This window comes from Pseudomonas sp. B21-031, assembly GCF_024748985.1.
In the GTDB taxonomy this organism is placed as follows: Bacteria; Pseudomonadota; Gammaproteobacteria; order Pseudomonadales; family Pseudomonadaceae; genus Aquipseudomonas; species Aquipseudomonas kermanshahensis.
This window is the reverse complement of record NZ_CP087181.1, coordinates 1,818,514-1,830,501: the sequence shown is the minus strand read 5'-3', so window position 1 is coordinate 1,830,501 and position 11,988 is coordinate 1,818,514. Positions and strand designations below refer to the sequence as shown.

Sequence of the window (11,988 nt, the reverse complement as noted above, 5' to 3'; positions counted from 1 at the left end):
ATGCGGTAATTCTGTGGGAGCGGGCTTGCCCCGCGAAGAGGCCGCTACAGGCAATAAATCAGGACCGCTCCAGCGCATTCACCAGGTCATGAAACGCTTCGCGGTTGGAGTCATTGAGCCCCATGAGAATCTTATGCGCCTCCAACACCTTGGAGCGCACCACTTCTTCGTTCTGGTCCTGCGACGGCAAGTCGGTCAGGCACTCTGGGCACGGTATCGGGCGATCGACGATGTTGAACACCTGATCGAAGCCCATGGACTGCAACAACCGGGAAATGTCCGGGTTGGTGGTGACCACGGTCGGCAACAGCCCCACTTTCTGGCGCGACAGGATCGACAACTTGGCCAGCAGGCCCAAGGTGGTGCTGTCGATGCTCTCGGTTTCAGTCAAGTCGATGACGATGGCCGAGAAGTTCAGCGCGGTGAAAATCTTCTCGATCGTCGCATCCAGCGCCGAACACAGGGTCAGGCGCACTTCACCGACAAATTTCAGTACAAAGGTACCGCTTTGCTCGGCGAACTGAATTCTACCGGTACTCATTGAAGGTTCCTGCTCAACACCAATAGGGCGATATCATCCGGCATCTCCCCAAGCGTAGCCAATCCAAATCGTTGCCGCAGCCCATCCAGGCTGCCACCCGCTGCCTTGACGATTTCTGGCAAGGCGGCTTCTTTATCTTTGAGCGTGTCACCTGGCAAAAGGTCCAGAATGCCATCGGACATCAAGCTGAGGCTGAACACCGGTGGCAGCTCCACCACCAGGTCCTGGTAACTGGCCTCGTCGAACAACCCCACCGGCAGGCCGCGACCTTCCAGGTAGCGGGTATTGCCCGGGGTGTACAGCACCGGCAGCGGCAGGTGGCCGCCCACGGCATAGGTCAACAGCCCGGTGTCTTCGTCGATCACGCCGCCCACCATGGTCACATGCTTGCCCAACTTGCAGTTGATCAACCCGCGGTTGATGTGGCTGAGCACTTGCGAGGGCTTGAACTCACGCATCTTGCTCCCACGCTTGAATTCGAACAACAGCCGCGTGGTCATGAACTTCAGCAACACCGTGACGAACGCCGACGAGGCGCCGTGCCCGGAGACATCGGCGAGGTAGAAGGCAATGCGTCGATCATCCACGCGGAAGTAGTCGGCAAAATCGCCGGACAGGTACAGCGACGGGATGATCTGGTGCTCGAAGGCAAACTCGCCGGCCACCCAGGGGCTTTCCGGGAGCATGTTCATCTGCACCTGCCGGCCGGCGGTCTGGTCTTCCTGCAACAGGTGCAGGCTGGCCTCCAGCTCGCGGTTGGCGGCTTCGAGCTTGTCGCGGTAGCGCTGGTTTTCCAGCACCAGGCGCGAACGGTCGAGGGCCCGGCGCACCGAGTGCTCGAGCACGGCAAGGTCTTCCAGCGGCTTGATCAGGTAGTCGGCGGCGCCCAGGCGCAAGGCCTCGACCGCATCGCTCATCACGCCGGCACCCGACACCACGATCACCGGCAGCTGCGGCGCGCGCTCGCTGATCTGGCGGATCAGTTCGAGCCCGCCCATCTGCGGCATGCGCAGATCGCAGATCACGAGGTCGGGCTGGTGTTCTTCGAAGACCTGAAGCCCCTGCTGGCCATTACCGGCCTGGAGGACGCTGAAACCACTGTCTTCAAGATAGGCGGCGAGGCTCGCACGGACCACGTCGTCGTCATCGATGATCAGCAGCGTTGCACTGGTTTTCTGCATGTGGGCGAACGGCGCCGATTTAGGTTGGTGCAGCGGTGTCGGCAAGGCTGACGGCCAGCTACGGGAATACTCTGTGGTAACACTCTACTTGAGTTGTAGGACAAGAAGACCCGCCCGGCAACTATCAGAGGTACCCTGTAAGGCGCAGACGGTACTCCCATCCGCCAGGCGTTTCAAGCGTGCAAGGGTCGACCTCGCTGCTCTTTACAGGGCAAATCACCGAGAGTTATAAGAAAGCCGACCCGCGCAACCTAAAGGGAAGGATGCAGCATGCCCCAGACACCCTCAAGCCACAGCGAAAAACGCGATTTCATCCGCATGCGCATCGACACCGACATCAGCCTGTTGCACCAAGGCCAGGTGATTGCAGCGGTGTGCCTGGACCTGTCCAGCGGGGGCATGCAGGTGCAGGCGCCGCAGCGTTTTCAGGTAGGGGATACGCTTGAGGTGAGGATCGATTCCGATCACAAAGCGCTAAAAGGCCTGCATGCCAGCACCGAGGTGGTGTGGATCGCCGACCAGCCCGACGGGCAGCAGAAATTCGGCCTGCGCATCCTGGCGATGCATTGACGCTGGGGCTGCGTGGCAGCCCCGATGGTTTAAATCAGAAACAATCAGAAATCATCTTCGACTTCGCCGTCCTTTACCTTGAACTCGCGGTTCTGCAGGTAGGCGTTACGAATGAAGATGTACTTGTCACCCTGCATCAGCTTCTCAGCCGACAACAGGCTGGCACGGGTATCGACGACGTCAACCGCAAGGCTCGTGTTACGCGTCGGTACGTGATTGATGTAGCGGTAGGGTTCGGTGTAGCTGTCCGGGTACTTGGCCAGGCCGTCACGCACGGTGCTAGGGCCCAGCAACGGGATAACCACGTAAGGGCCGCTGCCCACGCCCCAGTAACCCAAGGTCTGGCCGAAATCTTCGTCGTTGCGCTGCAGGCCCATCTTGGTGCCGACGTCGAAGAAGCCACCAAGGCCGAAGGTGGTGTTGACGATCAGCCGCGCCGTGTCTACGCCCGCCGCATGCGGTTTGAGCTGCAGAATGTCGTTGGCCAGGTTGGTGACATCGCCCAGGTTGCGGAAGATGTTGTGAATGCCATCTTCGAGAAACTGCGGCGTCACTGCCTGGTAGCCCTTGGCCAATGGCTTGAGGGCATAGGTGTCGACCGTATCGTTGAACCTGAAGATCGGGCGGTTGACCGCCTCCCAAGGGTCTTCCTCGGTGGCCGCTTGGGTGGCCGCCACGGGCGCCAGCAACAAGCTGGCGCAGACACAGGCCTGGGTGACTCGCTCGATCACACCGGCACCGATCCTACGCATAGATGTCTCTCCATCGAATTTCTTGGCCGCAGCCGCACCGGGCGTGCTGCTGATAAGGCGCAAGTATAAGGGCTTGCGGGCTGATCACCAGCATTACACATTTTTGCTCAAGATTTTGTGAACGTATGTTGCCTCGTCATCGGCTGGTAACAATAGCGGCCTAGCCTTCGGACTATTTCAGGGAAGTTGCCATGCACGATGCGTCCGCCTTCACTGCTGTGCTGTTTGGCCTGCGTGGCTGCCTGGTCCAGGGTGCTAACGGCAACCCCCTGCCCGCGCCCGGCGCCTTGGCAACGCTCACCAGCCTGCGCCAGCGCCAGGTGCCCTGCATCTGGCTGGACGATCTGACTGCCACACAAGGCAAACGCCTGGCCAATGTGCTGCCCGACTGGCTGCCGGGGCATGCGGTCAATGGCGTGCGCTGGCCCGCGCCAAACGCCTGCTGGCAGGCGTTGATGGCGCTGGACAGCGCGCGCCTGGATGGCTGCGTACTGGTCAGCGGCGACCCTGCACTGCTGCAATCGGGCCTAAACGCCGGCTTGTGGACCGTCGGCCTGGCGGCCTGCAGCCCGTACTGCGACCTCAGCTCCCGGCATTGGCAAGCCATGAGCCAACAGGAACAAGACCTGGCCCGTGGCAAGGCCACCCTCGAGCTGTTCAGCCTCGGCGTGCACTCGGTGATCGATCACCTCGAAGCCCTGGACACCTGCCTGCAGGACATCGCCCAGCGGCGGCGCAAGGGTGAAAAACCCTGATACAGCACCTTTGACGCGGATCATGCAAAGCGGCTGCGAGTGGATTACATTGAAAGCAGGCCAGAACCTTTGCCGCTTCGCTGAGGTCCATGGCTTGCCAAGCCATTGATGGAGAAAAGCCAATGCCTGCCCGCGAATTGCAAGAGCGACTGAACAGCTTGCGCGAGCAACTGGACCGTAACGTGCCGCTTTCGGAAGAGGAACTGGCCGCGCTGCATGAGGAAGCCAGACAAATTGAAGCGCAGCTGAAGCTTGAGGAAGCCACACCGGACAACAACCTGGTGGATGGCGTGAACCTGGCAATCGAGCGCTTCGAAGCCGAACACCCGGACCTGACCGCTACCCTGCGCAGCATTGCCAACTCGCTGCACAGTATGGGTATCTGAATAGTCGGGGGCGCTTCGCACCCCTTTCGCGGGCAAGCCCGCTCCTACAGGACAGCGCAGTCTAAGGGCTGCACTAAAACCTGTGGGAGCGGGCTTGCCCGCGAATGGGGCGCGAAGCGCTCCCCAACGGCGGTGACCTTACTGCCGAACCAACCGCCCATTCACCGGACTGATCGCCCCCATGCTGCGGTACGGGTTGATATCCAGCCCCCCCCGGCGCACATACCGTGCATACACCGTCAAATGCTCCGGCTGCAGCAGGTTCTTCAAGTCCAGGTAAATCCGCTCCACGCACTGCTCATGGAAGTCGGCATGCTGCCGGAAGCTGATCAGGTAAGTCAGCAGGCTGGCAGGGTCCAGCGCCCTGCCCTTGTACTCGACCACCACGCTGCCCCAATCCGGCTGGCCGGTGACGGGGCAGTTGGACTTGAGCAAATGGCTGTGCAGGGTCTCTTCAACCACACGTTGCGCATCGCAACGCAGCAACTCCGGTTGCGGCTGCTCATAGTTGCTGATGGTCACATCCAGCGCGTCGATGCACTGCCCCGGCAGTGCCACAACGCCCTGAGCCTCAACCTCGGCCAACGTGCGAACCTTGACGCCGACCGGCTTGCCAGCCGCCGCAGACAAGTCTTTCTCCAGGCAGGCCTGCAGCTCGCCGATCGAGGCAAAAACCGTCTGGTTCAGCGAGTTCAGGTACAACTTGAACGACTTGGACTCGATGATATTCGGCGAGTCTGCAGGAATGGCGAACTCGCCGATTGCCACCACCGGCTTGCCCGACGGCAGCAGCCACGACAGCTCGAAGCAGTTCCAATAATCCACACCCTGCCACGGCAGGGTCTGGGCAGTAACGCCCAGCTCGGCCCACTTGGCGGTACGCGGGATTGGGAACAGCAGCTCAGGGGAGTAGGTAGCGATGTATTCGCTGGACTTGCCCAGCGGGGAGTGTTCGGCGGCGGGATGCATGGAAACTGACCTGAAGGTTCGAAATGCCCCTAGTCTACCGTTTTTGCGCCCCGCCTTGGGCCTGATGTCACTCGATGGTCAATGGCCCGACCATCCCCGCCTGGTAATGCCCAGGTACGTTGCAGGCAAACTCGATGGGTGCCGACTTGCGGAACGTCCAGGCCAGTTCGGCACGCTGGCCAGGCTGCACCAGTACGGTGTTGCCCCCGCCGTGGCCGTGGCCTTCGCCGTGGTTCATCTGGCCGTGGTCCATGCCTTCATGGTTCATGCCTGCGGTGAACAGCTTGCCTTGCATCGCAATCATTTCTTTCTGGTGCTCAGCATGCATGGCCTTGTCGCCCAGGTTGAATTCGTGGGGCAACTTGCCCTCATTGATCAACACGAAGCGCACCGTCTCGCCCGCCTTGACCTCCAGGCTTTTCGGTTCGAAGGCAATGTCCTTGAGCACCACCTCGACCGTACGGGTGGCCTTACCAGCCGAGGCAGGCTCGCCAAAGGCGAAACTGTCAGCAAACGTGGGCAGGCTTGCCACGGCAAGGGCGGCGGCGATGAACAGGCGTTTCATGATGACTCCAAAATACACAACGTGATGAGAGCACCTTAATCAGGCGGGGCTGGCGGCTACCTGACGGGAAGATTACAACTTTGTCAGCTTGGGCGAGCGCCGACATCGTCACGTATCATTTCCCGGTAGACGCTGCGCCCCCTCCAGAACTGTGGACACTGCATGAAACTGTTGATCGTTGAAGACCAGGCCCGCACCGGCCAGTACCTGAGCCAGGGCCTCAGCGAGGCAGGCTTCGCCACCGAACTGGCGGCCGATGGCGAAACAGGCCAACACCTGGCACTGACCGGCGACCATGACTTGCTGATCCTCGACGTGATGCTGCCAGGCCGCGACGGATGGCAGATTTTGCACGCGGTGCGTCAGGCCGGCCTGGACACCCCCGTGCTGTTCCTGACCGCCCGCGATGCGGTAGAAGACCGTGTGCACGGCCTGGAGCTGGGCGCCGACGATTACCTGGTCAAGCCGTTTGCCTTTTCCGAACTGCTGGCCCGGGTACGCAGCCTGCTGCGCCGTGGCGCCAGCCCGAGCCAGGACACCACCTTGAGCCTGGCCGACCTGCGCCTGGACCTGATCCGGCGCCGCGCCGAGCGCGCCGGCCAGCGCATCGACCTGACCGCCAAAGAGTTCGCCCTGCTCGAATTACTGCTGCGGCGCCAGGGCGAGGTACTGCCCAAATCGCTGATCGCCTCGCAGGTCTGGGACATGAATTTCGACAGTGACACCAACGTCATCGAAGTGGCCATCCGCCGCCTGCGCCTGAAAATCGACGACCCGCACACCAGCAAGCTTATCCACACCGTGCGGGGCATGGGCTACGTGCTGGAGGAGCGTCAGGATTGATGCGCCGACTTTCCCTGGGCAGCCGCCTGGCGCTGCTGTTCGCGGCCTGCACCGCTGCCGTTTCGCTGGGGGCTGGTGTGCTGTTCAGCCGTGCCAGCGAGCAGCACTTCATTGAACTCGACCAGCAGTTGCTGGAATCTCGTCTGTCGCTGTTTCGCACGCAGCTGGCAGGCGTCGTCGGGCCCGCCGAACTGGGCGCCCGCCTCCCTGCCCTGCGCGATGAACTCAGCCACCAGGCCGACTTGGCCCTGCGCATCAGCGGCCATGACGGTACGCCGTGGTTCGACAGCCGCACGCAATTGCCCGACACCACGCCGCCCTCTGGGCTTGCCACTTTGCACACCGACGGCGCCGACTACCGCAGCCTGGCCATGCCCCTGAACCCGGCCGACCCGCAGTCTGCGCAGCTGACCCTGTACCTCGACATCACCCACCATCAACACTTCTTGCAGGGCATGCAGCGCCTGATCTGGCTAACGGTCGGTCTCTCGGCCCTGGCCACCGCCCTGCTCGGTGCCTGGGCCGTACGCCGGGGGCTGCGGCCGCTGCGGCAGATGGGCCAAGTTGCGGCCAGCGTGTCGGCCCGCTCGCTGACCACCCGCCTGCCGGTGGCGCAGATGCCGGAAGAGCTGGCCGAACTGGCCACCACCGTGAACGCCATGCTGCAGCGCCTGGACGATGCCTTCCAGCGCCTGTCGGCATTCTCCGCCGACATCGCTCACGAACTGCGCACACCATTGTCCAACCTGCTGACCCACACCCAGGTCACCCTCACCCGCCCGCGCAGCCTTGAGGAATACCGCGAGGCCTTGCATGGCAACCTGGAGGAGCTGCAGTGGATGGCGCAGATGATCAACGACATGCTGTACCTGGCCAAGGCCGACCATGGCCTGCTGGTGCCTGGGCAAGCCGCGCTGGCGTTGCATGAGGATGTGGATGCATTGCTGGAATACTACGCGCCGCTGGCCGAGGACCGCGACGTGACGCTGCTGCGCGAAGGCCAACTGCTGTTGCAGGGGGATGGGCCCATGCTGCGCCGCGCACTGTCGAACCTGCTCGACAATGCCTTGCGCTTCACTCCACCCGGTGGGCAGGTACGCGTGACGCTAGAGCCTGGGTTACGGGTTTGCGTGGCCAATACCGGGGCGGCAATCGCACCGGCTGCACTGCCCCGCTTGTTTGACCGGTTCTACCGGGTGGACCCGGCGCGGCGCGAAGGCAGCACAGAGCACGCTGGGTTAGGGCTGGCGATTACCCGGTCGATCGTGCAGGCGCATGGTGGGCGTATTCGGGCAGAGTGCGAGGGTGGCTGGACGCGGTTTGTGATCGAGTTACCTGGCAATCAATAAAACCGCAGCTTCTGCATCGGCGTGTAGGAGCAGCCTTGTGCTGCGAAGAGGCCGGTGCAGGCTGCAGCAATCTGTTTTGCCTGCATCGGCCCCTTCGCAGCACAAGGCTGCTCCTACAATGAACGCGGATCAGCGCTTCAAACCGCCAGGCCAATCGCCGGCTGCACCTGCGATGCCCGGTACGCCGGGTAAATGGTCGCCAAGAAGCTCATCACCAACCCCGCCGCACAGATGATCACCACATCGCCCCACTGCAGTTCCGACGGCAGGCTGCTGATGAAGTACACGTCCGACGTGAAGATATGCTGGCCGCTGACCCGCTCCAGCCAGCCAACGATCTGGCTGACATTGAACGCGGCAATCACCCCCAGCACACCGCCGATCAAGGTCCCGACAATACCGATCAAGCTGCCCTGGACCATGAACGTACCCATGATCTGCGCAGGCGTAGCACCCAACGTGCGCAGGATGGCGATATCCGGCCCTTTGTCGTTCACCACCATCACCAGCGTGGCAATGATGTTGAACGCCGCCACCGCGATGATCATCATCAGCAGCAGGCCGATCATGGTCTTTTCCATCTTCATGGCGCTGAACAGGCTGCCCTGGGTGTGCGACCAGTCATCGGCGCGGTAGGCATCGCCCAGGCCGGCCGCGATGGCTTTGGACACCTGCGGCGCCGCATACAGGTCATGCAGCTTGAGCCGCACGCCTTGCACCTGGCCCGGCGCCCAACGCTGCATTTCGCCCGCATCGGCGACGTGAATGTACGCTTGCGAGCCGTCCAGCTCTGCACCGACCTTGAAAATACCTACCACGGTCAGGCGCTGCATGCGCGGGGTGATGCCACCCGGCGCCTTGCTGATTTCCGGCACGATCAGGGTCAGCTTGTCGCCCGTGTTCAAGCGAAAACGCCGCGCGCTCAGCTCACCGAGCACCACGCCGAACTCACCTGGCTTAAGGTCCTGCAGGCGGCCCTGGACAATGTGTTGGCCGACAATGGAGACCTTGCCTTCCTCTGCCGGGTCGATGCCGCTGACCTGGATCGGCTGCATCGCGCCCTTGTAAGAGAGCATGCCTTCCATCTCGGTGATTGGCGCTGCGGCCATCACCGCCGGGTCCTTCAGCGCGGCATCGGCGACTGTGCGCCAGTCATCCAGCGGCTGCACACCCAGGATGCTGGCATGGGGCACCAGGCCAAGAATGCGCGAGCTCATCTCGCGCTGGAAGCCGTTCATTACCGACAGCACCACGATCATCGCCAGCACGCCCAGCGACAGGCCGATCATCGAGGTCATCGAGATGAACGAGATGAAATGGTTGCGGCGCTTGGCACGGGTGTAGCGAGCACCAATGAACAAGGGCAAGGGTCTGAACATGTAAACACCCAATGAAAGAGTTGCGGGGCGGCTCAGGCCACCCCGTGCAAGCGGCTCAGATCGCCACCAGGTGACCGTCGTCGAGTTTCAACACACGGTCCATCTGGCGCGCCAGGTTGAGGTCGTGGGTCACCACCAGGAACGCGGTACGCGAAGCGCTGGACAGCTCCTGCATCAGTTCCTGGATGCCTTGGGCGGTGTGATGGTCAAGGTTGCCGGTCGGCTCGTCGAGCATCACCAGGCCCGGGCGGTTGACCAAGGCGCGGGCAATCGCCACACGCTGGCGCTCACCGCCGGACAACTCAGCAGGCTTGTGGTGCAGGCGGTGGCCAAGGCCGACGCGCTTGAGCAGGGCCTCGGCGCGCTCACGCGCCTCGGGGATGGCGGTGCGGCCGATCAACAGCGGCATGCACACGTTCTCCATGGCGGTGAACTCAGGCAGCAGGTGGTGAAACTGGTAAACGAAACCCAGCGCCCGGTTGCGCAACAGGCCACGTGCGCGCTCACCCAGCGCCGACAGCTCCTCGCCCGCCAGCCAGACACTGCCCTGGGTAGGCGTGTCGAGGCCGCCAAGCAGGTTGAGCAAGGTGCTCTTGCCAGAGCCCGAGCTGCCGACGATGGCCACGCGTTCACCCGGGTGCAGCTCCAGCTGCAAGCCAGACAGCACCTGCACCGACTCCGGGCCCTCGTCGTAGGACTTGCCCAGGTTGCGGCAACTCAGAACGGCTTTATCACTCATGCGCGACTCACTCATAACGTAGCGCCTCTGCAGGCTGGGTGCGGGCCGCACGCCAGGCCGGGTACAGGGTGGCGAAGAAACTCAGGACCAATGCCGCGGCACAGACCATGTACACGTCATTGGCCATGATCTGCGACGGCAGATAATCAATGAAATACACGTCGGCGTTGAGGAACTTGTGCCCGATCAGCTTCTCGATGCCGGCAATCGCCGCACTCACGTTGAGCGCGGCAAGAATGCCGACGCCGGCGCCGATCAAGGTGCCGATCACCCCGATCACCGTACCCTGCACCATGAAGATGGCCATGATCTGCCCAGGCGTGGCGCCGAGGGTGCGCAGGATCGCGATGTCGCCGCGCTTGTCGTTGACCACCATCACCAAGGTAGAAATGATGTTGAACGCCGCCACCGCCACGATCAGCAGCAACAGCAGGCCGATCATGGCCTTTTCCATGCGGATCGCCTGGTAAAGGTTGCCATGGGTGCGGGTCCAGTCACGGCTGTAGAACTCCTGCTCGCCCAGCTGCTGGGCGATAGACCAGGCCACGCGCGGCGCCTGGAACAGGTCGTCGAACTTCAGCCGCAGGCCTTGTACCTGGTTCGGCTTCCAGCGGTGCAGGCGGGAAAGGTCGCTGATGTTGGTCAGGCCCAGGTAACCGTCGATTTCGCCAGCGCCCACGTGGAAGGTACCGACCACAGTGAAGCGCTTCATGCGCGGGAACATGCCGGCCGGGGTCACGCTGACCTCAGGGGCGACGAAGGTCAGCTTGTCGCCGATGGCCACACCCAGCTTGGCGGCGGCCTTGTCGCCGATCATGATGCCCCACTCGCCCGGTGCCAGCTGGTCGAGGCGGCCTTGCTGGACGAAGTTGTCGATGATGGACACCTCGCGCTCGCGGGCCGGGTCAATGCCATTGAGCAGCACCTTCTGCACCTTGCCGTCATGGGTCAGCAGGCCCTGCATCTGGGTGAAGGGCGCTACCGCCACCACCTGCGGATTCTGCTTTACTTGTTGGGCAAGCGCAGGCCAGTCGTCAAGCGGCTGGCCGCTCTCGAGCGTGGCATGGGGAATCATGCCAAGCACGCGGGTACGCATCTCGTGGTCGAAACCGTTCATGACCGAGAGCACCACGATCATCACCACCACGCCCAGGGCGAGGCCGATCATCGAGGTCAGGGAAATGAACGAGACGAAGTGATTGCGACGTTTGGCACGGGTATAACGCGTGCCGATGAATGCGAAAAGAGGTCTGAACATGTCGGGGCTTGTTCGGATGAAAGGGAACGTCCTTGTGGCGGGGCGCTTACGGCGGCTTTACACTCGGACCACCGCCGCTACCATGGGTTCGCCATGACGACATTAGACGAAGAAGATCGCCGCGAATACTACCGCATCGCAGATCGGATCGCACTTCAAATCAACCCCTTGAGCGCGGCTGAAGCCCTTGACCCAGAAGTGTTGCAGGATGATTCGCCGCTGTTCAACCTGCTCAGCGAGCTGCACCTGTCCGACTTCGAAGCCCAGCACCTGCTGCGCCAGCTGAGTGACAAGGACCGCACCCTGGCGGCGTTTTTGCGCGCTCAAAGCAAACGCCTCGACCTGCTTAGCGCCGTGGTCGCGCAAACCCTCATCGGTGAGGTCGGCCAGCCGCAGGCAGTGGTCATCTCCGAGGGCGGCATCGAATTCACCCAGGCCCAGGCCATCGCCCCCGACACCCGCGTCAAGGTGAAGATGGTGCTGATGCCCCGCGCCCACGGCCTGCTGCTGCGCGGCAAGGTCACCCACTGCGACCCACGCCCGGGCGGCGGCTTTGAGGTCGGCACCGAATTCATCGACATGACTGACGCCCAGCGCCAACTGCTGGCCCGATACATCCTGCAGCGCCAGCAGCAACAACGGCGCCAGCAGCTGGAGCAGAATGACCCTGCCTCCTGAGCCTCTTCCCCTTGAATTGAAGG

Annotated in this window: 14 protein-coding genes; 6 read left to right on the top strand and 8 right to left on the bottom strand. The window is 62.5% G+C overall.

The window, feature by feature from the left end; translation table 11 throughout:
- Positions 1 to 58 precede the first annotated feature (58 nt).
- Complete coding sequence (gene rssC / locus LOY53_RS08245) at positions 59 to 541, bottom strand: anti-sigma factor antagonist RssC (RefSeq protein WP_027596601.1); 483 nt, start codon at positions 539 to 541, stop codon at positions 59 to 61.
- Positions 538 to 1,722 (bottom strand): two-component system response regulator RssB, encoded by a 1,185-nt coding sequence (gene rssB, locus LOY53_RS08240; RefSeq protein WP_027596602.1) that lies wholly within the window; start codon positions 1,720 to 1,722, stop codon positions 538 to 540. Before rssB ends, rssC begins: the two co-directional genes overlap by 4 nt.
- 270 nt (positions 1,723 to 1,992) lie before the next feature.
- On the opposite strand from rssB, the gene LOY53_RS08235 reads away from it, so the two are divergent.
- Positions 1,993 to 2,292 carry a PilZ domain-containing protein gene (locus LOY53_RS08235; RefSeq protein WP_099430026.1) on the top strand — a complete coding sequence of 100 codons (300 nt, stop codon included), beginning with the start codon at positions 1,993 to 1,995 and terminating at the stop codon, positions 2,290 to 2,292.
- A 44-nt stretch (positions 2,293 to 2,336) separates the two neighbouring features.
- On the opposite strand, the gene LOY53_RS08230 is transcribed toward LOY53_RS08235, so the two are convergent.
- Positions 2,337 to 3,044 (bottom strand): VacJ family lipoprotein, encoded by a 708-nt coding sequence (locus LOY53_RS08230; protein WP_027596604.1) that lies wholly within the window; start codon positions 3,042 to 3,044, stop codon positions 2,337 to 2,339.
- A gap of 191 nt (positions 3,045 to 3,235) precedes the next feature.
- Between LOY53_RS08230 and LOY53_RS08225 the strand changes: the two genes are divergently transcribed.
- Positions 3,236 to 3,799, top strand: a complete 564-nt coding sequence (locus tag LOY53_RS08225; RefSeq protein WP_258703835.1) for a phosphonoacetaldehyde phosphonohydrolase-related protein — start codon at positions 3,236 to 3,238, stop codon at positions 3,797 to 3,799.
- A gap of 122 nt (positions 3,800 to 3,921) precedes the next feature.
- Positions 3,922 to 4,185 (top strand): DUF4404 family protein, encoded by a 264-nt coding sequence (locus LOY53_RS08220; protein ID WP_104887300.1) that lies wholly within the window; start codon positions 3,922 to 3,924, stop codon positions 4,183 to 4,185.
- A gap of 138 nt (positions 4,186 to 4,323) precedes the next feature.
- Here LOY53_RS08220 and queF read toward each other — a convergent pair whose 3' ends face one another.
- Together queF and LOY53_RS08210 are read right to left on the bottom strand one after the other, a co-directional pair.
- On the bottom strand, positions 4,324 to 5,154 hold the full coding sequence (gene queF, locus LOY53_RS08215) for an NADPH-dependent 7-cyano-7-deazaguanine reductase QueF (protein ID WP_252827203.1): 831 nt from the start codon (positions 5,152 to 5,154) through the stop codon (positions 4,324 to 4,326).
- Between the two features lie 67 nt (positions 5,155 to 5,221).
- Positions 5,222 to 5,719 carry a cupredoxin family protein gene (locus LOY53_RS08210; protein ID WP_258703834.1) on the bottom strand — a complete coding sequence of 166 codons (498 nt, stop codon included), beginning with the start codon at positions 5,717 to 5,719 and terminating at the stop codon, positions 5,222 to 5,224.
- 162 nt (positions 5,720 to 5,881) lie between these two features.
- Between LOY53_RS08210 and cinR the strand changes: the two genes are divergently transcribed.
- Positions 5,882 to 6,562, top strand: a complete 681-nt coding sequence (gene cinR, locus LOY53_RS08205; RefSeq protein WP_238216307.1) for a two-component system response regulator CinR — start codon at positions 5,882 to 5,884, stop codon at positions 6,560 to 6,562.
- Positions 6,559 to 7,911: a heavy metal sensor histidine kinase gene (locus tag LOY53_RS08200; protein ID WP_252827200.1), complete on the top strand. Its 1,353-nt coding sequence runs from the start codon at positions 6,559 to 6,561 to the stop codon at positions 7,909 to 7,911. The genes cinR and LOY53_RS08200 overlap by 4 nt, the downstream gene beginning before the upstream one ends.
- Positions 7,912 to 8,048: 137 nt before the next feature.
- Here the strand turns inward: LOY53_RS08200 and LOY53_RS08195 are convergent, their stop codons facing one another.
- The 3 genes from LOY53_RS08195 to LOY53_RS08185 are packed head-to-tail and all read right to left on the bottom strand — an operon-like array spanning position 8,049 to position 11,287.
- Entirely contained in the window at positions 8,049 to 9,290 is a 1,242-nt protein-coding gene (locus tag LOY53_RS08195; RefSeq protein WP_027596610.1) for a lipoprotein-releasing ABC transporter permease subunit, read from the bottom strand.
- Between the two features lie 55 nt (positions 9,291 to 9,345).
- A complete protein-coding gene (lolD, locus tag LOY53_RS08190; protein ID WP_172960376.1) occupies positions 9,346 to 10,029 on the bottom strand; it encodes a lipoprotein-releasing ABC transporter ATP-binding protein LolD in 684 nt (227 codons plus the stop codon).
- Between the two features lie 7 nt (positions 10,030 to 10,036).
- A complete protein-coding gene (locus LOY53_RS08185) occupies positions 10,037 to 11,287 on the bottom strand; it encodes a lipoprotein-releasing ABC transporter permease subunit (RefSeq protein WP_252827199.1) in 1,251 nt (416 codons plus the stop codon).
- Between the two features lie 93 nt (positions 11,288 to 11,380).
- Between LOY53_RS08185 and LOY53_RS08180 the strand changes: the two genes are divergently transcribed.
- Complete coding sequence (locus LOY53_RS08180) at positions 11,381 to 11,965, top strand: PilZ domain-containing protein (protein ID WP_027596613.1); 585 nt, start codon at positions 11,381 to 11,383, stop codon at positions 11,963 to 11,965.
- Positions 11,966 to 11,988 lie beyond the last annotated feature (23 nt).